Annotated in this window: 19 protein-coding genes; 9 read left to right on the top strand and 10 right to left on the bottom strand. The window is 73.4% G+C overall.

Annotated features, from left to right (window positions below; translation table 11 throughout):
* Positions 1-120: 120 nt before the first annotated feature.
* A complete protein-coding gene (locus ACFZB3_RS03695) occupies positions 121-1,902 on the bottom strand; it encodes a TIM barrel protein (protein WP_391369028.1) in 1,782 nt (593 codons plus the stop codon).
* Between the two features lie 78 nt (positions 1,903-1,980).
* Positions 1,981-2,862, bottom strand: coding sequence for a shikimate dehydrogenase (locus tag ACFZB3_RS03690; RefSeq protein ID WP_391369025.1), 882 nt, complete (start codon positions 2,860-2,862; stop codon positions 1,981-1,983).
* Between the two features lie 173 nt (positions 2,863-3,035).
* Between ACFZB3_RS03690 and ACFZB3_RS03685 the strand changes: the two genes are divergently transcribed.
* The 3 genes from ACFZB3_RS03685 (at position 3,036) to ACFZB3_RS03675 (ending at position 6,496) form a co-directional block, all read left to right on the top strand.
* Positions 3,036-3,701, top strand: coding sequence for a TetR family transcriptional regulator (locus ACFZB3_RS03685; RefSeq protein ID WP_391369022.1), 666 nt, complete (start codon positions 3,036-3,038; stop codon positions 3,699-3,701).
* 231 nt (positions 3,702-3,932) lie between these two features.
* The gene (locus ACFZB3_RS03680; RefSeq protein ID WP_391369019.1) at positions 3,933-5,294 is read left to right on the top strand and encodes an MFS transporter; all 1,362 of its coding nucleotides are present in this window, start codon (positions 3,933-3,935) and stop codon (positions 5,292-5,294) included.
* 200 nt (positions 5,295-5,494) lie between these two features.
* Positions 5,495-6,496: a fatty acid desaturase gene (locus tag ACFZB3_RS03675; protein ID WP_391369016.1), complete on the top strand. Its 1,002-nt coding sequence runs from the start codon at positions 5,495-5,497 to the stop codon at positions 6,494-6,496.
* Positions 6,497-6,590: 94 nt separating this feature from the next.
* Here the strand turns inward: ACFZB3_RS03675 and ACFZB3_RS03670 are convergent, their stop codons facing one another.
* The 4 genes from ACFZB3_RS03670 to wecB are packed head-to-tail and all read right to left on the bottom strand — an operon-like array spanning position 6,591 to position 12,347.
* The gene (locus ACFZB3_RS03670; RefSeq protein WP_391369013.1) at positions 6,591-8,777 is read right to left on the bottom strand and encodes a glycosyltransferase family 1 protein; all 2,187 of its coding nucleotides are present in this window, start codon (positions 8,775-8,777) and stop codon (positions 6,591-6,593) included.
* On the bottom strand, positions 8,774-10,591 hold the full coding sequence (locus ACFZB3_RS03665) for a hypothetical protein (RefSeq protein ID WP_391369010.1): 1,818 nt from the start codon (positions 10,589-10,591) through the stop codon (positions 8,774-8,776). The genes ACFZB3_RS03670 and ACFZB3_RS03665 overlap by 4 nt, the downstream gene beginning before the upstream one ends.
* A complete protein-coding gene (locus ACFZB3_RS03660) occupies positions 10,591-11,241 on the bottom strand; it encodes a methyltransferase domain-containing protein (protein ID WP_391369007.1) in 651 nt (216 codons plus the stop codon). The genes ACFZB3_RS03665 and ACFZB3_RS03660 overlap by 1 nt, the downstream gene beginning before the upstream one ends.
* Positions 11,238-12,347: a non-hydrolyzing UDP-N-acetylglucosamine 2-epimerase gene (wecB, locus tag ACFZB3_RS03655; protein WP_391369004.1), complete on the bottom strand. Its 1,110-nt coding sequence runs from the start codon at positions 12,345-12,347 to the stop codon at positions 11,238-11,240. Before wecB ends, ACFZB3_RS03660 begins: the two co-directional genes overlap by 4 nt.
* Positions 12,348-12,385: 38 nt before the next feature.
* On the opposite strand from wecB, the gene ACFZB3_RS03650 reads away from it, so the two are divergent.
* The 3 genes from ACFZB3_RS03650 (at position 12,386) to ACFZB3_RS03640 (ending at position 16,563) form a co-directional block, all read left to right on the top strand.
* The gene (locus ACFZB3_RS03650; protein ID WP_391369001.1) at positions 12,386-13,861 is read left to right on the top strand and encodes a glycosyltransferase; all 1,476 of its coding nucleotides are present in this window, start codon (positions 12,386-12,388) and stop codon (positions 13,859-13,861) included.
* Positions 13,862-13,950: 89 nt separating this feature from the next.
* Positions 13,951-15,273 carry a nucleotide sugar dehydrogenase gene (locus ACFZB3_RS03645; RefSeq protein WP_391368998.1) on the top strand — a complete coding sequence of 441 codons (1,323 nt, stop codon included), beginning with the start codon at positions 13,951-13,953 and terminating at the stop codon, positions 15,271-15,273.
* 75 nt (positions 15,274-15,348) lie between these two features.
* The gene (locus tag ACFZB3_RS03640) at positions 15,349-16,563 is read left to right on the top strand and encodes a glycosyltransferase (RefSeq protein ID WP_391368995.1); all 1,215 of its coding nucleotides are present in this window, start codon (positions 15,349-15,351) and stop codon (positions 16,561-16,563) included.
* On the opposite strand, the gene ACFZB3_RS03635 is transcribed toward ACFZB3_RS03640, so the two are convergent.
* From ACFZB3_RS03635 to ACFZB3_RS03625, 3 genes are all read right to left on the bottom strand, one after another.
* The gene (locus tag ACFZB3_RS03635; RefSeq protein WP_391368992.1) at positions 16,460-16,801 is read right to left on the bottom strand and encodes a VOC family protein; all 342 of its coding nucleotides are present in this window, start codon (positions 16,799-16,801) and stop codon (positions 16,460-16,462) included. The two genes, ACFZB3_RS03640 and ACFZB3_RS03635, sit on opposite strands and share 104 nt — an antisense overlap.
* 83 nt (positions 16,802-16,884) lie before the next feature.
* A complete protein-coding gene (locus tag ACFZB3_RS03630) occupies positions 16,885-17,295 on the bottom strand; it encodes a VOC family protein (protein ID WP_391368989.1) in 411 nt (136 codons plus the stop codon).
* A gap of 132 nt (positions 17,296-17,427) precedes the next feature.
* A complete protein-coding gene (locus ACFZB3_RS03625; RefSeq protein WP_391368986.1) occupies positions 17,428-17,853 on the bottom strand; it encodes a TIGR03618 family F420-dependent PPOX class oxidoreductase in 426 nt (141 codons plus the stop codon).
* Positions 17,854-17,940: 87 nt separating this feature from the next.
* On the opposite strand from ACFZB3_RS03625, the gene ACFZB3_RS03620 reads away from it, so the two are divergent.
* The 3 genes from ACFZB3_RS03620 to ACFZB3_RS03610 are packed head-to-tail and all read left to right on the top strand — an operon-like array spanning position 17,941 to position 21,124.
* Positions 17,941-18,516 carry a WHG domain-containing protein gene (locus ACFZB3_RS03620; protein ID WP_391368983.1) on the top strand — a complete coding sequence of 192 codons (576 nt, stop codon included), beginning with the start codon at positions 17,941-17,943 and terminating at the stop codon, positions 18,514-18,516.
* Complete coding sequence (locus tag ACFZB3_RS03615) at positions 18,513-19,853, top strand: MFS transporter (protein ID WP_391368980.1); 1,341 nt, start codon at positions 18,513-18,515, stop codon at positions 19,851-19,853. The genes ACFZB3_RS03620 and ACFZB3_RS03615 overlap by 4 nt, the downstream gene beginning before the upstream one ends.
* Positions 19,854-19,900: 47 nt before the next feature.
* Complete coding sequence (locus ACFZB3_RS03610; RefSeq protein WP_391368977.1) at positions 19,901-21,124, top strand: serine hydrolase; 1,224 nt, start codon at positions 19,901-19,903, stop codon at positions 21,122-21,124.
* A 7-nt stretch (positions 21,125-21,131) separates the two neighbouring features.
* Here the strand turns inward: ACFZB3_RS03610 and ACFZB3_RS03605 are convergent, their stop codons facing one another.
* Positions 21,132-22,277 carry an FAD-dependent oxidoreductase gene (locus tag ACFZB3_RS03605; RefSeq protein WP_391368974.1) on the bottom strand — a complete coding sequence of 382 codons (1,146 nt, stop codon included), beginning with the start codon at positions 22,275-22,277 and terminating at the stop codon, positions 21,132-21,134.
* Positions 22,278-22,291 lie beyond the last annotated feature (14 nt).

The raw sequence follows: 22,291 nt of genomic DNA, 5'->3' as shown, positions 1-22,291 counted from the left end.
CTACGGCCTGTAGGACGACTGGATTCCGGCGAACGTCACGTCCGGGTTGTCAAGGAACATTCAGGATGTTCGTGAGTATCACCCATGAAAGCTGTAAGAATCCTGAACCCCGGCTGTGCCTCACCGTCCGGCGTGCTGGGCCGCGAGGCGCACCGGGGCGTTCTGGGCGCCGTAACCGCGGTACCCGGGATCGCGCTCGACCAGTTCGAAGAACACGCGTCCGACCGTCCGGGTGTAGCAGTGCCGGAAGACCCCGCCCGCGTCCCGGTCGTAGAGGATGCCGAGGTCGCGGTACGTCTCCAGCTCGCCGTCGGCGAACTCGTACCGGGCCGCGAGGTCGTCGTGATAGTTGGCGGGGATGGGCAGCAGGTCGCCGCCGGCGGTGCGGAAGGCGCGGGCGGCGGCCACCACGTCCGCGACGGCCAGGGCGATGTGCTGGGCGTGCAGGGTGTCGTCGGCCGGGGCGGCGCCGACCCCGAGCACGATCCGGACGCCGCCGTCGGCGTCGGTGACGGCGCGGGAGCGCAGCAGCCCGTAGGGGTCGGCGACGTCGACGCTCTCCTGGGGGTGCAGACCGAGGACGCCGCGGTGGAAGAGGACTGCCTCGTCGTACTGGTGCCAGGGCTGGGTGAGCGCGAGGTGGTCGATGTGCGCCGGGGCGGTCGGTGGGGTGTCCGGTACCTCCGTGAAGTCGGCCCGCCAGTCCGGGAGTTCGGGTCCGCCGCCGGTGGCGCAGAAGAACAGTTCGGTGCCGTCGGGGGCGGCGACCGCGTCGAGCGGGGCGTCCTCGGGGGCGCGGCGGCGGGGCAGTACGGGGGCGAGCAGGGCCTCGGCGCGGCGGGCGGCGGCCCGCGGGTCCGGTGATTCCAGGCCGATCGCGGCGAGGCCGGTGCCGTCGCGGCGGGCGGCGGGGCCGGTGTTGACCAGGATCCGGGCCTCGCCCTGTTCCCACAGGTCGACGGGCTTGCTGCGGTGCCTGGCGGTCCGGGCGAAGCCGAGGGCACCGAGCAGCGCCGAGACCGGTTCGGCGTCCGGCGTGACGAGTTCGGCGAAGGCGACCCCCGTCGGCACCACCGGCGGGGGCAACTCCCCCACTCCGACGGCCTCCTGGAGCACCAGCAGGGAACGGTGCGCGTCGACGGCGGTCGGCCCGGCCTCCGCCTGCCGGAAGACGTCGTTGAAGACTTCGAGGGAGAGCGGCCCGTCGTACCCCGTGCGCAGCACATGCCGCACGAGGCCGGCGACGTCGAAGCCGCCCTGCCCCGGGAAGCACCGGTAGTGCCGGCTCCACTGGAGCACGTCCATGGCGAGCAGCGGGGCGTCGGCCAGCTGCAGGAAGAAGATCTTCTCGCCGGGGATGTCCTCGATGCCCTTGGGGTCGGACGCCCGGGAGAGGATGTGGAAGCTGTCGAGGCAGGTGCCGAGGGCGGGGTGGTCGGCGGCCGCGACGATCTGCCAGGCGTGGTCGTACGTACTCACGTGCCGCCCCCAGGCGAGTGCCTCGTAGGCGACACGGATGCCGAAGTCAGCTGCCGAATCGGCCAGTTGAGCCAACTGGGCAGCGGCGAGATCGTCGTCGTCCACCGCGAGCGGGGAGACGGACGAACAGACGAGCACGGTGTCGGCCCCCAACTCCCGCATCAGCTCGAACTTGTGCCGCGCGCGCCGCAGGTTACGGGCGAACTCGTCGCCGGGGACGGCCTCGATGTCCCGCATGGGTTGGTAGAGATCGACGGTCAGCCCGAGATCGGCGCACCGGGCCCGTATCTCACGGGGCGACAGCGGACTGGCGAGCAGGTCGTTCTCGAAGATCTCGACCCCGTCGAACCCGGCCCGGGAGGCGGCGGTGAGCTTTTCGGTGAGCGACCCGCTGAGCGAAACGGTGGCAATGGAAGTACGCATGACCCTTTTCCTCACGTGCACTGCACTTACCCAGGGGCGCGGGGAACTGCGCGACCAGCCACAGCGGACCCGCACAGGTCACACGACATTCCGCCCCACGAACCCGGCCAACTCCCCGATGTCGGCAAGCATCCGTCCGCTGTCGGGCTCCCTCCCCGTGAACAACCGAAACGCATCCACGGCCTGGAACACAGCCATCCCACCCCCGTCCAGCACAGCGCACCCCGCCGCCCGGGCGACCCGCAACAGCTCTGTCTCCAGCGGCCGGTACACCACCTCGGCCACCCACAGCCCGGGATGCAGCAACTCCGCGGGCAACGGCAGCCCCGGATGCGCGGCCATCCCCGTCGGCGTCGCATGCACGAGCCCGTCGGCATCGGCCAGCAGCCCCGCCAGCCGGTCCGGCGTCGCAGCGACCGCCCGCCCGTCACCGAAATGCCGGTTCAGCGAGGTCGCAAGATCGACGGCCCGGTCGGCCACCGCGTCCACGACAGTGACCCGCTCGGCCCCCAGCGTGAGCGTCGCGTGCGCGACCGCGGCCCCCGCGCCCCCGGCGCCGAGCTGCACCACCCGCTCCAGTGAGGCATCCGGCAGGCCCCGTGCGAACGACGCCGCGAACCCGGTCACGTCCGTGTTGTGGCCGACGGCCCTCCCGTCGGCCTCGAAGACCACCGTGTTGACCGCGCCGAGCGCCTCCGCCTGCGGGGCGAGCGCGTCGAGGTGGTCGATGACCAGCTGCTTGCAGGGGTGGGTGATGTTCAGGCCGTCGAAGCCGAGGTCGCGCGCGGCCCGCACCAGCTCGCCCACGGCCTCCGGCGGGACGCCGACCACGTCGATGTCGATCAGCCGGTACAGGTACCGCAGTCCCTGCCGGTCCGCCTCGCGTTCGTGCAGGGCGGGGCTGAGCGACGGGCCGATGCCGGAACCGATCAGCCCGACGAGATACGAGTCCTTGGCCACGGGGCCCTCCAGAGCGGCATCGCAAACGCTAATGTACGAACTAGTACGTTAGCTATAACACCGAAGGCCGTGGCAGGGGAAGACCTCGCCCGCAACGCCTCCGGCCCGGGCTTCTACAATCTCCGCACCGGCCTCCCCCGCGAAGGAACCCGACAGGAATCCGAAGGAACCCGATGACCAGCGTCGACGAACCGGCACAGACCAACGGGCGGCTCCGTGACGCCGCCCGCACCCAGGCCGAGATCCTCGACGTGGCCACCCGGGAGTTCGCGCGGGCCGGCTACGACGGGGCCCGCGTCGACGAGATCGCGGCCCGCACCCGCACCACGAAGCGGATGATCTACTACTACTTCGGCGGCAAGGAGCAGCTGTTCACGGCGGTCCTGGAGCGCGCGTACGGCGTGATCCGGGAGGCCGAGCAGCAGCTGGACGTCGAGCACCTGGACCCGGTGGCGGCGATCCGCAGGCTCGCCGAGCTGACCTTCGACCACCACGAGCAGCACCCGGACTTCATCCGCCTGGTCAGCATCGAGAACATCCACGGCGCCGAGCACATCGCGGCCTCCGAGAAGCTGGGCCGGATCGGCTCGCCCGCGCTTGAGGTGATCCGCCGGATCCTGGCCGCCGGGCAGGAGTCCGGCCTGTTCACGGCCGACGTCGACGCCGTCGACCTGCACGCGATGATCAGCTCGTTCTGCTTCTTCCGGGTGGCGAACCGGGCGACCTTCGGCGCCCTCTTCGGCCGCGACCTGGTGGACCCGGCGCAGCGCGCGCACTACCGGGCCATGCTCGGCGACATGGTGATCGCCTACCTCACCGCGGAGCGCGCGGCCGGCTGACCGCGCGGGGCGGCGGACGCCCGACGGGACCGAACGGCACCGAACGGCACCGGCACGACCTCTTGACACCGGGGAAACGCGAGCGCAACATCCGTACCCATCGCGACTAACTATCCAGTGGGTTAATTAGCACCCGGCCCCCTGGCCCGCCGACCCCGTCATCCCTGGGATCCGGCCTTCTCCCCCGCCGCTCACTCCGCTTACGTTGGAGTTCCCCGAAGGAGCACCGCCGTGTCCGTCCCCGCCCAGTCCGCCGCCACCGCCGTACCACCCGGTGGCCAGCCGAAGAAGGCCGCCCTGGCCGCCTGGATCGGCAGCGCCCTGGAGTACTACGACTTCTTCATCTACGGCAGCGCGGCCGCGCTGGTCTTCCCGAAGGTCTTCTTCGACGACTCGGACCCGGCCACCGCGACCCTGCTCTCGCTCGCCACGTTCGGTGTGGCGTACGCGGCCCGCCCGGTCGGCGCGCTGTTCCTCGGACACTTCGGGGACCGGGTCGGCCGCAAGAAGATCATGGTCTTCACGCTGCTGCTGATGGGCCTGTCGACGTTCCTGATCGGCTGCCTGCCGACCCGCGCCCAGGTGGGCGGCCTCGCCCCGGTGCTGCTGGTGCTGTGCCGGGTGCTGCAGGGCATCTCGGCCGCCGGTGAGCAGGCCAGCGCAAGCTCCATGAGCCTGGAGCACGCGCCGCCGAACCGGCGCGGCTTCTTCACCAGCTTCACGCTCAGCGGCACCCAGGGCGGCCAGCTGATCGCCACCCTGGTCTTCATCGCGGTCTCCCAGCTGCCCGAGGACCAGCTGATGTCGTGGGGCTGGCGGGTGCCGTTCTGGCTGAGTGTCGCGGTGGCCGTGGCCGGCTGGTTCATCCGGCGCAGACTCCAGGAGACCCCGGCCTTCGCCGAGCAGGCGGCGGGCGAGGGTGTCGTACGGCTGCCGCTGGTGACGCTGCTGCGGCACCACTGGGCGGACGTGCTGCGGGTGATCGGGGGCGCGCTGATCGCCTCGGTGAGCACGATCTTCACGGTGTGGGCGCTGGCGTACGCGACGAGCGACTCGGTCGGGATGTCCAAGACGTCGATGCTGTGGGTCGGCGCGCTGGCGAACCTGGTGGCGCTGGGCGCGATCCCGGCGTGGGCGACGCTGTCGGACCGGATCGGCCGGCGGCCGGTGTACCTGATCGGCGCGGTGGGCAGCGCGGTGGCGATGTTCGGCTACCTGTGGGCGATCTCCACCGGCTCCTACCCGCTGATCATGCTCCTCGGGATCGTCGCCTTCGGTGTCGTCTACAGCGCGGCGAACGGTGTCTGGCCGTCCTTCTACGGAGAGATGTTCTCGACCCGGGTACGGCTGTCGGGCATGGCGATCGGTACCCAGATCGGGTTCGCGGTGGCCGGGTTCGCGGTGACCTTCGCTGCGCAGATCGCGGGTCCGGGCGGCGACGACTGGTCGGCGGTGGCCCTGTTCACGGCGGCGCTGTGCGTGCCGCCGGTGATCGCCGCGCTGTCCGCCCGCGCGACCCACACGGTGGCCACGGAGGACCTCGGGTCCCGTACCCCCCGCGAGGCGTCCCGGCCGGAGACCGTGACGGCCTGAGCCGCTGTCAGATCCGGGAAGCAGGCACACGTCCGCCCGGGCCGGCGCCCGGGCGGACTGCCGCCGTCCCCTGAAGGAGATTTGGTCCCACGCCGTTCACACCCTGGACATGCACGATGACCTGCGGGGATGCCGTTGGGTGCGATCGTGTGCCGTAGGCGGCACCGTGTCCGACCACCTTGAGCAACGGCGGGGAACCGATGAGCCCGAGCACAGCTGACCGTTCTGGACTGACCGTCGCCGAAGGCGACGCCGACACCGCGGCCGGAGTCAGGCCGCTCCTGGACGCCCCGCAGAACGCCGCGGCGGGCGTCGCGATGTGGATCTTCGTGGTCGGCCCGCTGGTCTGCCTGGTCGTCGCGGTGCCGCTGCTGTGGGGACGGGGCCTGTCGGCACTGGACGTCACCATGGCCGTGGTCGCCTACCTCGTCTCCGGCTTCGGCCTCACGGTCGGCTACCACCGCCTCTTCACGCACCGCTCGTTCAAGGCGAAGCGAGGTCTGCGCATCGCGCTGGCCGTAGCGGGTTCGCTGGGGGTGGAGGGCTCGCCGGTGCAGTGGGTGGCCAACCACCGCCGCCACCACGCCTTCGCCGACCGCGAGGGCGACCCGCACTCGCCCTGGCGCTTCGGCACCGACACCCGTGCGCTGCTCAAGGGGCTGCTGCACGCGCACATCGGCTGGATGCTCAAGCGCGAGCTGAGCAACCGGGCGAGGTTCGCGCCCGACATCGACGCCGACCGTGACCTGCGGATCGTCGGCCGGCTCTTCGGACCGCTGACCGTCGTCTCCCTCCTGGCCCCCGCACTGGTCGGCGGGCTCGTCACCGGCTCCTGGGCCGGTGCGCTGACCGGGTTCTTCTGGGCCGGCGTGATGCGGATGGCCCTGCTGCACCACGTCACCTGGTCGGTGAACTCGGTCTGCCACGTCGCGGGGAAGCGCCCGTTCGCCGCCCGGGACAAGGCCACCAACTTCTGGCCGCTGGCCCTGCTCTCCTTCGGCGAGAGCTGGCACAACTCGCACCACGCCGACCCCACGGGCGCGCGCCACGGGGTGCTGCCGGGCCAGCTCGACCCGTCGGCCCGCCTGATCCGGATCTTCGAGAAGCTCGGCTGGGCCCACGACGTCCGCTGGCCCAGCCCGGACCGCCTCAGCGCCCGCCTGCTGCCCGACCCGGCCGGCGGGCAGGAGTCGGCGGCCTGACGTCCCCCCGGACAGCGCGTCGCCCGCGAGGAAGGACGACGAAGACCCGCGCTCGGCGGAACCGCCGAGCGCGGGTCTTCGGGCCCCGGGTGGCTCACCCGGACACCAGCAGCTCCGTCCAGTCCTCCGCCACCCGCTCCAGCGAGAACCCCTCCCGCACCTGTGCGCGGGCCGCCGCCCCCGCGGACTGCCAGTCCTCCTGTTCGGCGAGGGCGGCGATCGCGTCGGCCATCGCCTGCGGGGTGTCGTGGATCCAGCGCCGGTCGTAGATCTCGTCCGCGCCCGGCCACGGCAGCAGCGCGGGTACGGCGCCGGAGGCCATGCCCTCGGCCGGGGCGAGGTGGAAGCTCTCGTCGTCGCTGGTGGAGAGCACATGGCCGACGCGGCGCAGCCAGTTGGGCACGTCGGGGCCGAACCGGTCGAAGACGACGGCGCCTTCGAGCAGCGGGGAGGTCTGCATGCGGCGCAGGATCGCCTCGTAGTGGGCCCGCTCCTCGGGCTTGTTCCAGATCCACCAGTACTCCCACGGCGGCTTGGACTTGACCGAGAGGTGCCAGCGCCGGTCGCGGGCGCGCAGTGCTTCGAGGACGTCGAGGCCGAGGTCGAGGCGTTTGCGGCTGGGCGCGATGCCGATCATGCCGAGGCGGTGGCGGGCACCGGGCGCCTTGGGACGGTCGAGCTGGTCGACGTCGACCCAGTTGCCGATCGTGGTGATCTTCGCGGCGGGCCAGCCGGTGCGGTCCCGGGTGGCGCGGGCGTAGTACGGGCTGACGCACACCACCCGGTCGACGTTGTCGATGTCGACCTGGCGCGGGTATCCGGCGTCGAGTTCGAAGCGGTGCAGGCGCACGATCAGCCGGCTGCCGCGCCGCTTGTGGCGGCTGTACCAGATGGCCGCCGGGCCGCACCACTCGACGACCACCACGTCGGCCCAGTCGGCGAGTTCGCGGCTGCCGGCCGCGTCGTGCCGGGCGAGCGCGGGCCAGGCGTCGATCCGGACGTCCAGGCCGGGCAGCGCGCGCAGGTGGTCGAGGAGGCGGGTGAGGAACTTCAGGTCGTGGCCGGCGACGCCGACCCGCAGCGGGCGGGCCCGGCCGGCGACGGCGGCGGGCGCGGCCGGGAAGGCTCGGTCGAGGTGGCCGCGCCAGCGGGCCGCCGCGGCCTCCATGGTGTACTCCCGGGCGGCCGCCGCGCACCGGTCGGCGGCGAGGTGCCGGGCGGCCGTGTCGTGTACGGCGAGAGCGACGGCGTCCGCCGCGTCCGCGAGGCCGGCGGTGCCCGGTACGAACAGCGGGTAGTCGGCGCCGAGCAGGGCCTCGTGGGCGGGGGTGCGGTTGAGCACGACGGGCAGGCCGAGGGAGCCGAACTCCAGGACCTTGGTGGAGAGTTCGAGGCTGGCGTCGAGGGAGGCGTCCCGCCAGCCGAGGCCGAGGTCGCAGTCGGCGGCCAGGCGCATGGCCTCCTCGCGCGGCACGCCGCCGTGGTGGACGACCTCGGGGGTGGTGCGCAGCGCCTCGGCCATGGCGGTGTCGAAGCCGGGGTGGGCCGCATCCTTGTGGATCTTGTCGCCGACGGCGTGCAGTTCGGTCCGGACGCCGCGCTCGGCGAGCATCGCGGGCAGCCGGGTCATGGGCAGGGTGTTCCAGCGGGGCGCGAACTTGCCGGTGTAGACGAGGCGTACGGGATCGTGCAGGCCGTTGCGGACCGGCACCGGGAAGCCGGGCTCGGGGACCGCGGGCGGGCAGAGCACGGACCGGCCGCAGGCCTCCGGCACCCAGGCCTCCAGGAAGCAGCGCAACTCCTCGGTCTGGCAGAGGAGTTGCCGGGAGGCGGTGGCGATGCGGGCGAGGTCGGCGCGGGCCTCCTCGGTCATCTCGGCCGGGGACTGCGGGATGTCGGTGAGGTAGGCCCAGATCCGGCCGTCGAAGGCGCCGTCGCCGACGATCTGCTTGACCAGCCGGCGGCCGCGCAGCACCAGCAGGTCGCAGGGCTCCTCCGCGTCGAGCCGGGCGAGCAGCTGCGAGGCCTGGAAGGGCGAGAGGGGGTGCGCGCCCTGGCCGGGGACGAGGTGTTCCTCGTACGGGCGGATCACGGTGACGCCGGGCAGGCCCGCGAGGGGGTCGGTGAGCCTGCCGGTCTCGACCGGGGCCTTGAGGACGAGGCGGGTGCGGCAGCCCGCGCGGGACAGTGCCTGGACCGTCGACTGGGCCCAGACGGCGGAGCCGTCGATGAGGTTGAGGTCCACGTCGCCGTAGACGAGCGCCCTGAGGGTGCGGGTCATGACGGTTCCTTTCCACGCACGGCGAACAGGCGGTGCCCGGCGCGCGACCAGCTGTCCGGCGGGGTGCCGGAGTCCAGGAGCGAGCGGCGCACGAGCAGCGGGTGCAGGGCGGGTACGAAGGCGTAGTCGTCGGCGGCGGGGGTGTGGCCCACCGCGTCGGCGCCCGAGAACTCCTGGGCGCAGAGCAGGTCGAGCAGGAGGGTGTCCGGGCGGTCCTCGGTCAGGTCCGTCCAGTCGGCGACCCAGGGTGCGGTGGGCGGTCCGGTGTGCACGGCGACCGAGGCGGCGGTGAGTTCGTCGAGGGCGAGGCCGGCCGGGTCGGCGACGACCACCTCGGCCGGCCGGTGCAGCTGGCCGAGCGCCTGGGCGACGAGCCGGGCCACGTCGGTGGCGTCCCGGGGCGCGGCGAGGACGGCGATCCGGCGTTCGGCGAGCGGGTCGGGGCCGCCGGTGAGGGCGGCGAGCCGGGCCAGCCGGACCCGGGTGCTGTCCTGCAGGAAGACGTCCCGGAGCCGGTCCCGGCCGTCGGTGACCGGGTCGAGGCGGCAGAGCGCCGTCCCGGTGTCGCCGTCGAGGACGGCGTCCCAGGGCAGCAGGGACAGGCCCGGTGCGGACGACGCCGGGCCGTCCCGCCACAGCACCGCGGTGCGGCCCGAACCCCTTGCCTGGGAGACCAGTTCGGACAGCAGCCGGTCCAGGTCGGGGGCGAGTCCGGTGCCGGTGAGCGACCAGGGCCCGGTCTCGGCCGCACAGGCGCTCAGCTGGACCAGGAGGACGTCCGGGTCGGTGCGCTCGACCAGCAGCCGCCCGTCGTGCGGCAGCACCCGGCTGACCACGGCGTCCGCCGCGAAGTCCCGGGCGGTGCCGTCGGTGAGCACGCCGGTGATCACCAGCCGGTCCCGGGGGGCCACGGACAGGGCGCGGTGGGAGAGGTGGAAGCGGTCGTCGGCGTGCGGCTCCGGTGCGGGGGCGGCGGCGCCGGCCTGGGAGCCGGCCGGGCGGCCGCCCTTGGCCTTCCGCCGGCGCCACAGCCCGTACAGCTCCCCCGGCAGCCGGGCCGCGCGGCGCTTCGGCGACCGGGCCGCCGACACCAGCGCCCTGCCGACCCGCAGCGAGGTGGAGCCCTCCAGCATGGCCACCCGAGACTCCAGCACGCCGGTCCGCTCGCGGGCCCGGCGCAGCGCGGAGGAGAGCTGCTCCTTGTCCCGCACGGCGGCGGCGAGCCGTTCGGCGAGGCCGTCCTCGCGGGCCGTCTCCAGGGCGCGGGCGCTTTCCTCGGCGGCCCGCTCCAGGTCGATCAGGCGGGCCCGCTGGGAGCGGGAGACGAAGTCGGCGAGGACGTACTCGTCGGCGATCCTGAGGGCGGTGGCGAAGCCGTCGGCCGGCAGCGGGTGGCCGAACCAGTCGTGCGGCGGGAGGAGTTCCTCGGTGCAGGCGAACACCGCGCCGGCGTGCAGGTGGGTGTAGCCGAGCGAGGCCGCGTGCAGCACCTGGCAGCGGTGCGCCACCAGGGCGTCCAGGAGCCGGTGGTAGGGCAGGTCGGTGCCGGGGTGGCCGAAGACGATCAGGCCGCGGCCGCCGGGCCGCATCCGTTCCAGCGCGGCCAGGCAGTCCGCCTCGGCGCCGTGCAGGGCGAGGTCGGGGCCGTAGCAGAGGAGCATCAGCTCCCCTTCGCCGACGGGTTCGTCGTGCCGTCGCAGCCCGACGCCTGGCGGCAGGTGCAGATAGGGGTCCAGACGCAGGCCGCCGCTCGTCGCGTCCACGACCGAGGTGACGTCGTCCAGGTGCGGGTGGAGCAGATCGGTCAGGCGCATCAGCGGGTCCTTGTGAAGACATGGAAGCCGACCCGGTTCTCGCGGAAGCCGTAGGGCCGGAAGAGGGTGTGGCTCAGGCCCAGGGGTTCGAGCTCCTCGCGGTAGGCGGCGAGCGGCCGGTGCAGGATGTAGTCGCCGCGCGGTACGGGTTCGTCGGTGTTCTCGTCGGTGACGATCAGCCGGCCGGTGATCCGGACGAGCGAGGCGAGGTTGCGCAGGCTCGCCGCCCACTGCGCGTCGTCCAGGAGGTGGAAGAGGACGTCGACGCAGAGCACCACGTCGTAGAGCCAGGGGCTGCGCCACTCGTCGAGGCCGGCGACGGCGTAGCGGGGGCCGCCGCCCTCGGTCCGGGCGTGGGTGACCGCCGCCTCGCTGGCGTCGAAGGCGTCGACGTGGTGGCCGCAGCGGGCGAGCGAGCGGGCGAAGTGCCCCTTGCCGCAGCCCGCGTCGAGGACGAAGAGCGGGGAGGCGGGGCTGGACAGGTCGCCGATCAGGGTGAGGAGCTGGCCGAGCCGGATCGCGTAGAAGATCTCGTTGCCGGGCCGGTCCAGGCCGATGTGGCCGCCGGAGGCGAGGTCGTCGCGTTCGCGGTGCCGGGTGTCCCAGTAGGTGAGAGGGGCTTCGGGGTAGGCGCGGGTGGCGTCGGTCATGGCGCTCCAGCCACTCGGGGGTCGTGGCGCTCCAGCCACTCGGTGAGCACGCGGGCGATCCGGGGGCCGGCCTTGCCGTCCCACAGCGGTGGTCCCTCGGGGTCGGCCGCCGTCTGCCCGTCGAGGACCTTGCGCAGGGCGGGCACCAGTTCGCCGTGCCGGACCAGGCGGTTGGTGCCGTGGGTGACGGTGACGGGGCGTTCGGTCGTGGTGCGCAGCGTCAGGCAGGGCACGCCGAGCACGGTGGTCTCCTCCTGGACGCCGCCGGAGTCGGTGATCACGGCGGCGGCCCCGCGGACCAGGCCCATGAACTCGACGTAGCCGAGCGGTTCGAGGAGGTGGATGCCGGGCGCGTCGGCGAGGCCGGCCCTGCGCAGGGCCTCCCGGCCGCGCGGGTGCAGCGGGACGGCCAGGTCGAGGTGGCCGGCGGCCTCGGTGAGGGCGCGGGCGGCGGCCGCGGCGGCCTCGGGATCGTCGACGTTGGCCGGGCGGTGCAGGGTGACCACGCCGTACCGCTCGGGCAGGGCGTGGGCGGCGCGGGCGGCGGCCGGGTCGAAATGGTCCAGATGGGTGAGCAGGGTGTCGATCATGGGGTTGCCGACGAAGTGCACCCGGGCCGGGTCGGCGCCCTCGCGGGCGAGGTGGCCGACGGCTTCCGGGCTGGTGACGAAGAGCAGCTCGGCGAGCTGGTCGACCAGGCGCCGGTTGACCTCCTCCGGCATCGCCATGTCGAAGCTGCGCAGGCCCGCCTCGACATGGGCGACCGGGATGCCGAGCTTGGCGGCGGCCAGGGCCGCGGCCAGGGTGGAGTTCACGTCGCCGTAGACGACGACCAGGGCCGGGGCGCGGGCGAGCAGCTCGCCCTCCAGGGCCACCAGCAGGTCGGCGGTCTGCCGGGCGTGGCTGCCGGAGCCGACGCCGAGGTCGGTGTCCGGCTCGGGCAGGCCCAGCTCCCGGAAGAAGATGTGCGACATCCGTTCGTCGTAGTGCTGACCGGTGTGCACCAGGACCTGGTCGTGCCCGGTCGCGCGCAGGGCGGCCACGACGGGCGCGGCCTTCACGAAGTTCGGCCTGGTCCCTACGACATGGAGTACGCGGCCGTTCATGTCGTACGTTCTCCGCTCTGTCGGCCTACCTTGGCGACATGGCCCGACGTCCGTCCCGGCACCAGCCGCGTCGTATCCCCCGTGCACTCAGCTTGGCCGCATCCGTCGCCTGGGGCGAGTTGCGGCACGACCCCGCCCGGGCCGCGCTGCTCGGCGTCCGGCTGCTGCCGGGGCGGGCGCGGAGCGGGCTGGAGCCCGTCGAGAAACGGCTCGCCGCCCGGGCCCGTGCGGCCGGGCCCGCCGCCGGCCCGTCCCCCGCCCGGGTACCGGCGCCCACCGGGCGGGCGGTGCGGCCCGAGCCCGGCCGGGTGCTCCACCTGGTCACCAACGGGCTGCCGTTCAGGCACGCCGGCTACACCGTGCGCACCCAGGCCCTCGCGGAGGCCCAGCGGGCCGCCGGGCTCGACCCGCACGTGGTGACCCGCATCGGGTTCCCGGTGGCGCAGGGCGTCCTGGACGCCCGCCCGCTGCAGATCGTGAACGGGGTGCCGCAGCACCGGCTGCTGCCGTACGGGCTGCCCTACGGCCAGGGCGCGGTCCTCGCCCGCAACGCCGAGCTGGCCGGGCGCCTGGTGGAGCGGCTGCGGCCGGCCGTGCTGCACGCGGCCACCGACCACGGCAACGGGCGGGTGGCGCTGGCCCTGCGGGAGACCTACGGGCTGCCGGTGGTGTACGAGGTGCGCGGGTTCCTGGAGGAGACCTGGCTGACCCAGGCGCCCGGCCGCAGTGCGGACGACCCGACGTACCGGGCCCGGCGTGCCCTGGAGACGTACTGCATGCGCGGGGCCGACCTGGTGCTGACGCTGGGCACGGCGATGAAGGCCGAGATCGTGGCCCGCGGGGTGCCCGGGGAGCGGGTCCTGATCGTGCCCAACGCGGTGGACGACGCCTTCCTCGCGCCGCCTCCGGACGGGGCGGAACTGCGCGCCCGGCTCGGCATCGCGGCGGACGACTACGTGGTGGGCACCGTGAGCACCCTTACTCCACACGAGGGAATCGGCACATTGCTCCATGCGGGTGCCGAGCTGCGCCGCCGGGGCGTCCCGCTGCGGCTGCTGATCGTCGGCGACGGACCGGAGCTCGGCAGGCTCCAGGCGCTCGCCGAACGGCTCGGGCTCGGGGCCGGCGCGGCCCTGTTCACCGGCCGCGTGCCGCACCGCCAAGTGCGCGCCTACCACGCGGTTCTCGATGTCTTCGCGGTGCCGCGCACCGACGAACGGGTCTGCCATCTGGTCACCCCACTCAAGCCGGTCGAAGCGATGGCGAGCGGTATCCCCGTGGCGGCCAGTGATGTCACAGCCCTGCGAGAGCTGGTGAAAGACGGAGTGAACGGGCGGCTAATCCAGCCTGAATCTCCGCAGGCTTGGGCAGAAGCTCTCGAAGTATTGCTCTACAGTCGAAAAAGGCGGCATGAATGGGGAGCATCCGCCCGCGCGCTGGTGGCGCGTGAACGCACCTGGAAAAGGGTCGCTGCCACGACCCGAGAGGCGTATCGCGCTCTTGGATGTGTCTGAGACCCCGCGCCCGGAACCGCTCACCGTCCGGGCTCTTCGGATCCGTACGGCATCTGCCGTTACTGCCGTCGAGGGCGGAGTGAATCCCTATGCAGGTCGAAAAGGCCGTACCGCTCGGGGAATCGAGCGCATCGCTCGGGGATGAGGAACAGCCCGACAGTTACGAACTGGCCGTCATCGGGCTCGGCTACGTCGGACTCCCGCTCGCGCGGGAGGCGTCGCTGGTCGGACTGAGAGTGGCCGGGCTCGACCTCGACCCACGGGTCGTGGAGGGCCTCAACGCCGGTCACTCCCATGTCGACGACGTCTCCGACGAGGACGTCGCGCGGATGCGGGCGGCCGGGTTCACCGCGTACACCGACGACAAGTGCCTGGCCCGGGCGCAGACCGTGGTGATCTGCGTGCCGACCCCGCTCAGCGAGGACGGCGGCCCCGATCTGAGCGCGGTGACCTCCGCCGCGCGGGCGGTGGCGGGCCGGCTGCGCCGCGGACGGCTGGTCGTCCTGGAGTCGACCACCTATCCGGGCACCACCGAGGAGATCGTCAGACCGCTCCTGGAGGAGTCCGGGCTGCGGGCCGGCGAGGACTTCGCGCTGGCCTTCTCACCGGAGCGCATCGACCCCGGCAACACCACCCACGGGCTGCGCCAGACACCCAAGGTGGTCGGCGGCTGCACCCCGGCGTGCGCGGCGAAGGCCGCCGCCTTCTACGGCAAGCTCGTCGACACGGTGGTGCAGGCGAAGGGCACCCGCGAGGCCGAGATGGCCAAGCTCCTGGAGAACACCTACCGGCACGTCAACATCGCGCTGGTCAACGAACTGGCCATTCTCTGCCGCGAGTTGCACGTCGACGTATGGGACGCGATCCGCTGCGCGGGCACCAAGCCGTTCGGTTTCCAGCCCTTCCGGCCGAGCGCCGGGGTGGGCGGCCACTGCATCCCGATCGACCCCAACTACCTCTCCTACAAGGTGCGTTCGATCGGCTACGAGTTCCGGTTCGTGGAACTCGCCCGGGAGATCAACGCGCACATGCCGGAGTACGTCGTCCGGCGCGCCCAGGACCTGCTCAACCACGAGGGCCGCGCGCTGCACGGCTCCCGGGTGCTGCTCCTCGGCGTCACCTACAAGCCGGACGTCGCCGACCAGCGGGAGGCGCCGGCGGTGCCGGTGGCCCGGCTGCTGCGGGAGCGGGAGGCCGAGATCGCCTTCCACGACCCGCTCGTACCGGCCTGGTTCGTGGACGGGCAGGCCGTGCCGCGCGTCACCGACGTCATGGCCGCCGTGCGCTCGCACGACCTGACGATCCTGCTCCAGGACCACTCCGCGTACGACCTGCCGGCCCTCGGCGACGAGGCCCGGCTGCTCTTCGACACCCGGGGGCGGATCTTCCGGCCCGGCGTCGAGGTGCTGTAGCCGACCTGCGTAGCAACTCCCCTTCCGCGGACCGGAGTCGAAGGGCTCCGGGCCGCGGAGCCGAAAGGCGCTCAGATGCGGATACTCGTCGTCACCGTCGTCCACCACCCCGAGGACGCGCGCATCCTGCACCGGCAGATCACCGCGCTGCGGGACCGCGGCCACCACGTCGTGTACGCGGCGCCGTTCTCGGCCCGCGAGGTACGGCCGTGCCCGGACCTCGAAGGCATCGACCTGCCGCGGGCCGCGGGCCGCAGCCGCCGCGCGGCCGTCGGCGCGGCCCGGGCCCTGCTGGCCCGGCGCGGGCCCGAGGCGGACGTGATCCTGCTGCACGACCCGGAACTGCTGCTGGCCCTGCCCGGCACCCTGCGCCGCTGGCGGCGGTCCGGAACCGGTCCGGTGGTCGTCTGGGACGTCCACGAGGACACCGCGGCCGCGCTCGCCATGAAACGCTGGGTGCCCGGGCCGCTGCGGCCACCGCTGCGGCTCGGCGTCCGCGCGGCGGAACGGCTGGCGGAGCGCCATCTGCGGCTGCTGCTGGCCGAGGACGCCTACCAGGAGCGGTTCCGCCGCACCCACCCCGTGGTGCCGAACTTCACCACCGCCCCGGCCGAGGCACCCGAACCGCCGGGCACCGAACGGGTCGTCTACGTCGGCCACCTGTCCCGGGCGCGCGGCGCGCTGGACCTGATAGAGACCGCCCGGCACCTCGGCCCCGGCCCGCGCATCGAGGTGGCCGGCGCGGCCGACCCCGACGTCCGGGACGCGCTGACGGCCGCCGACCGGGACGGCGTCCTGCGCTGGCACGGCTTCCTGCCCAACGACCGCGCCCTCGCCCTGTTCCCGGGCGCCCTGGCCGGCCTCTCCCTCCTGCACGACCAGCCCAACTACCGCCACTCCCGGCCCACCAAGGTCGTCGAGTACATGGCGCACGGCGTCCCCGTCATCACCACGCCCACCCCGCTGGCCGCGGACATGGTGGAGCGGCACGGCTGCGGAATCGTCGTCCCCTACGAGGATCCGCGTGCGGCGGCGGAGGCGATACGCAGGCTGGGCGCCGACGCCGTCCTGCGCCACACCGCGGCCCAGCGGGGTCGTGAGGCGGCCCTCACCCACTTCAACTGGCCGGACAGGGCGGCCGAGTTCACGCAGTGGCTGGAGACCTGGGCGCGGGAGGGGGCCGGTTCTAGGCGCGCGGGTGACGCGGCTCGTACAAGGCGACCTCGCCTCCGCCCGGCAACCGGAAGCCCGTCACCCGGCCCCAGGCCGCGACCTGGACGGGTTGGCTGAACTCCACGCCCTTGGTGGTGAGTTCGGTGACCGTGGCGTCCAGGTCGTCGCACATCAGCATCAGTTCGTGCGACGGTTCGCCGTCGGCCGGATGGCATGCCACCTCGGCCGGCGGCAGCCGGAAGATCAGCCAGCCGTGTCCCGCGTCGACGTGCGGCCAGCCCAGCACGTCCCGGAGGAAGGCCCGGTCCGCCTCGGCGTCGCGGGTGTGGATCACCACATGTGCCCCATTGATCACGCGCGGAGGCTAGTCCGGGCCGGGCCGGGCGGCAAGCACCCGCCGCCGCGCGTCGGCCGCCCGCCCGCCACGCGTCCGACCCGCTACGTGTTGGACCAGCCCCGCTCGCAGAGCACCAGGCGGTATCCGTCCGGGTCCTCGACGGTGACCCCCCACTGGTTCCAGTACGGGTTCGGCGCGGACACCCGCTTGCCGCCGTGCTCCTCCAGCCGGGCCACCAGTTCCTCGGGCACCGGCCCGTCGACGTAGACCACCAGCAGGTCCTCCTCGGTGGGCCGGGGCGCCACGGGCCGGGCGGGCTCGTGCACCAGCTCCAGATGCCAGCCGGCGTCCGGCCAGCCGACCATCAGCAGGTCGTGCTCGCCGGGTTCGGGACCGCCCTCGGCCCGCCACACCACACCCAGCCCGAGCCCCCGCACCCAGAAGCGCTCGGCCGCCGCCAGGTCCCGGGAGGGCCGGGCGATCCGGATGTGACTACGGCCGTTGACGGGCATCGTGACCTCTTCCTGAGCTGCCGTTTCCTCCTCGGCAGCCTAGGTGTCCGGCGCGCACGCGGCCATCGGCCGATCGCCCTGGATCACAGGTCCTAGGCCCGGCTTCCCCTTCCCCCAGGGCCGCGCCTCCCGTCAGGCACGCGGAACGCCGTACGCCCGCTCGACCCGCAGCCGCAGCACCAGCCGCCTGTCGCGGACCATCGCGGCGCGGTAGTCGTCCCAGTCGGGGTGCTCGCCGCGGACGTCGCGGTAGAGGCGGACGAGTTCCTCGACGGTCGCGTCGTACGGGTCCCCGGCGACCGGCGAGAGTTCGGCGGTGCCCTCGGCGACCGTGTAGGCCCAGCGGTCGGGGCTGGTGACGTGGTAGGAGGCGCGGGGGTCGCGGCGCAGGTTGCGGGTCTTGGCGCGGCCGTCGGTGACCGACACCCGCACGGTCCGCTCGTCGGGGTAGTAGGCGTGGGTGACATTGGACAGCTGGGGGCGGCCATCGCTCTTGAGGGTGACCAGCACCCCGTCGTGTCCTTCGGCGAGCAGCTTCAGAAGAGCGTCCTGGGTCATGTCCGGTGCAACCCTGCCCCGCCCCTCCGGCATTCCCGCCGACCGACCGCGTAGACACTGTCTACGCACACCTGGTAGACAGTGTCCATGCCTGAATCCGACACGAGTCTGCGGGACCGCCTGGTCGACGTCGGCGTGGCGCTGGTGGCCGCCGAGGGCGCCCAGGCGCTGACGCTGCGGGAGATCGCCCGGCGCGCGGGGGTCTCGCACGGGGCGCCGCGCCGCTGGTTCCCCACCCATCTCGAACTGCTCTCGGCCATCGCACGCCGGGGCTTCACCGAGCTGGCCGCGCGCGGCACGGAGGCGCTGGGCGACGGCACGGCCGCGCCGGGCGCGCAAGTCGCCGCACTGGCCCGGGCGTACCTGGAGTTCGCGCGGGACAACGCGGGAATGTACGAGCTGATGTTCCGTCATGACCTGCTGGAGAGCGGCCGTCTGAGGCTGCGGGAGACCAGCCTGCCGCTGTTCGGGCTGCTCGCCGACCTGGTCGGCCGGGCCCGGCCCGACGCGGACGCGCGGCTCGTGGCAGGGGCGCTGTGGGCGAACCTGCACGGCATCGCCCAGCTGTGGGCCTGGGGCAGCCTCCGGCTCGCCACCGGCGCCGACGACTTCGGACCGCTGCTGGATGCCGCGCTGGACGCCCATCTGGGAGCCGGGAGGTGAACCGGCGGCCGGCCCTGGCGAGCAGTGTCGTGGGCGCCGTGGTCGTCGCGCTGGACGGCACCGTCCTCACCGTCGCGCAGCCCACCCTGCAACGGGAGTTGCACGCCTCCTTCGCCCAGGTGCAGTGGACCAGCACCGCCTACCTGATCGCGGTGGCGAGCCTGCTGGTGTTCGCCGGGCGGCTCGGCGACCGCTACGGGCAGCGGCGCGTGTTCGGGCTCGGCATGCTGGGCTTCGGCGCCGCCTCGGCCGGCATCGGGCTCGCGCCCGGGATCGGCTGGGTGATCGGACTGCGGGTGGCGCAGGGGGTGTTCGGGGCGCTGCTGCAACCGGCCACGCTCGGCATGCTGCGGGCCGCGTACCCGCCGGACCGACTCGCGAGGCCCCTCGCGGTGCGCACCGCGGCCGTCGGGCTGGCCGCCGCGGCGGGACCGCTGCTCGGCGGGGCGCTGGTGACGGGCCTCGGCTGGCGGGCGGTGTTCTTCCTGCACGTACTGCCGACCACGGCCTTCGGGGTGTTCGCCCTGACCGGGCGGGAGCGGGAGCGGCCGGTCCGGGGCCCGCTGGACCTGCCGGGTGCGGGACTGCTCGCGGTCGCGCTGGCCGGTCTGGTGCACGGCCTGGTCACCGGTACGCCGGTGAGCCTCGGGGCGGCCGTGGTCGCCGGGGTGGTGTTCGTCCGGCACGAGCGGCGCACGGCGCGTCCGCTGCTGCCGCCCGGAACGGTCGGCGTCCCGGCGGTGGGTGCGGCCCTCGGCGTGCTGGTCGCCGCGTCGGCGGCCCTGTCCGGGACGCTGTTCACCGCCGTGTACGTCCTCCAGCGCACCCTGGGCCTCGACCCGTTCGCGAGCGCCCTGCGCAGCCTTCCGCTGGCGGTGCTGATGGTGGCGTCCGCCGCCGGCTGCCCCGCCCTGCTGCGCCGCCTCGGCCCGCGCCGCACCACCGCGGCCGCGACGGCACTCCTCGCGCCCGGCGCCCTGCTGCTGGCCCTGCCCTCGGCAACGCCCGCGCTGTACTGCGGGTTCGGCCTGCTGGGCGCCGGGTTCGGCACGGTGCTGGTGGCGGCGACCCACGTCGTCGTGCACCGGGCCGACGCCGGGGCGGCCGGGGTGGCGGGCGGACTGCAGCAGACCGCGCTGAACGTCGGTCCGGCGCTCGGGGTGGCCGTGGCGGGTGCGCTGCTGGGCTCCGGGACCGTGAATCCGCTGCTCATGATGGCGTTTCTGGCCGTGCTCGGCGTGGCGGCGGCACGTCCGCTGCCCGCCGCCTCTTCTATAGCGTCCGTCACACCACACGTGGATGAGCGGGACCGTTCCCCTCTTCCTGCGCAACGATGAGGTCCGAGGTCGGACCGCACCGCGGACGACACGACCCAAGGAGAGCGATGGCACAGCTGCGACAGGAAGTCGACCCCGGTGAGGTGGGGCTGGACGTGAAGGCGCTGGACCGCCTCGACCAGCACTTCGCCCACTACGTCGACGAAGGGCGCCTGCCCGGTTACCTGGTGGCCGTGGCACGCGGCGGCCGGGTCGCCCACCTCACCACGCAGGGCCTCCGCGACCGCGCGGCCGGGCTGCCGGTCGAGCCGGACACCATCTGGCGGATCTACTCCATGACCAAGCCGGTCACCGCGGTCGCCGTGCTGCTGCTGGTGGAGGACGGGCTGCTGTCCCTGGACGACCCGGTCGACCGCTTCCTGCCGGAGTTCGCCGCCCCGCGGGTCCATGTCTCGGGTTCGGGGGACGACATGGTGACCCGGCCGGCCGACGGGCCGATCCGGATCCGCCATCTGCTCACCCACACCGCCGGGCTGACCTTCGCCTTCTACCACACGCACCCGGTGGACGCCCGGTACCGCGAGGCGGGCCTGGAGTTCTCGGTGCCGTCGGGCGCGGACCTCGCGGAGGCGATGGCCGTGTACGCCCGGATGCCGCTCCAGTTCGAGCCGGGCACCCAGTGGAACTACTCCGTCGGCTTCAACGTGCTCAGCCGCGTCGTCGAGGTGGTCTCCGGGCAGCGGCTCGACGCGTTCTTCGCGGACCGGATCTTCCAACCGCTGGGCATGCCGGACGCAGGCCTGCACATCGTCCCCGAACAGGCCGACCGGCTCTCGGAGTTGTACGGCGAGACCGAGGGCGGCGGCATCGAGGCGATCCCCGGGCTGCCGTTGCGCGGCCGCCCCCGCTTCCTGTCCGGCAGCGGCGGCCTCGCGGCGACGGCGTACGACTACCACCGTTTCATGGAGATGCTGCGCCGGGGCGGCGAACTGGACGGCGTCCGGCTGCTGTCCCCCGCCTCGGTCGGGCTGCTCTCCAGCAACCACCTGCCCGGCGGGGCGGATCTGCGGTCCTACGGCGCCCCGGTCCACCAGGAACCCGGCAACGACGGGCTCGGCTTCGGTCTCGGCGTCTCCGTGGTGATCGACCCGGACCGCACCCTCTCCCCGAGCAGCCCCGGCGCCTACGGCTGGACCGGCGCGGCCACCACCGCGTTCTGGGTCGACCCCACCCACGACCTGACCGTGCAGTTCCACACCCAGGTCCGGCCGAAGACGCTGAAGATCTTCCCGGACCTGCGCCGGCTGGTCCACGAGACGATCCAGGACTGAGCGCCGCTCACACGAGGTTGGCCTCCGGGCGCGGGGCGTCGGCCGCGAACCGGCCGGCGTCGAGCGGGCGGACGTCCAGGAAGGGTGCCCGGCCGAGGTACAGGTCGCGGATCACCTCGCCGACGGCCGGTGCCTGCAGGAAGCCGTGGCCGGAGAACCCGGTGGCGTACAGGAACCGGGAGACCGAGGCCGCCTCGCCGATCAGGGCGTTGTGGTCCGGGGTGTTCTCGTACAGACCGGCCCAGCCGCCGGTGCGGCGCAGGTCGAGCAGGGCCGGGGCGCGGCGTTCCATCGCCGCGTACAGCCGCGGGATCCAGCGGTCGTGGGTGTCGGTGGCGAAGCCCGGCCGCTCGTCGGGGTCGGACATGCCGAGCAGCAGACCGGGGCCCTCGGCGTGGAAGTACAGGCTGGTGGTGAAGTCGATGGTCATGGGGAGCGTCGGCGGCAGCCCCGGCACCGGTTCCGTCACCGCGATCTGGCGGCGCAGGGGCTGGACCGGTAAGTCGACGCCGGCCATCGCGCCGACCGCCCGCGACCAGGCACCGGCCGCGCAGATCACCGTTTCGGTGGCGATCCGGCCGAGGGTGGTGTGCACGGCGGTGAGGTACGCGCCGTCCCGTTCGATGCCGGTGACCTCGGTGTGGCGCAGCACGCGGGCGCCATGGGCCCGGGCGGCGGCCGCGTAGCCGTGCACGACGGACTCGGGGGTGCAGTGGCCGTCGTCCGGGGAGTACGCGGCGGCCAGCAGCCCGTCGGTGGCGATCAGCGGGGAGAGCCGGGCCGCCTCTTTCGGGGTGAGCATCCGGCTGGGCACGCCGAGGTGGTTCTGGAGCCGGACCCCTGCCTCGAAGGAGGCGACCTCCTCGGGGGTGGAGAGGAGGAACAGGTAGCCGACGCGGTGCAGCCCGATGTCGTACCCGATCTCCTCGCCGAAGCGGGCGAAGGCCTCCAGGCTGCGCGCGCCCAGCTGGATGTTGAGTTCGTCGGAGAACTGGGCGCGCACCCCGCCCGCGGCCTTCGAGGTGGATCCGGCGGCGAGTTCGTCACGTTCGACGAGGACGACGTCGCGGACGCCCGCCCGCGCGAGATGGCAGGCGATGCTGGTACCCATCACCCCGCCGCCGATGATCACGACCTGGGCCCGAAGATTCACGCGTGTACCTCCTG

This window comes from Streptomyces sp. NPDC008092 (assembly GCF_042957285.1).
Lineage (GTDB): Bacteria > Actinomycetota > Actinomycetes > Streptomycetales > Streptomycetaceae > Streptomyces.
The sequence above is the reverse complement of the archived record's forward strand: the minus strand, read 5'-3'. Positions and strand labels throughout refer to the sequence as shown.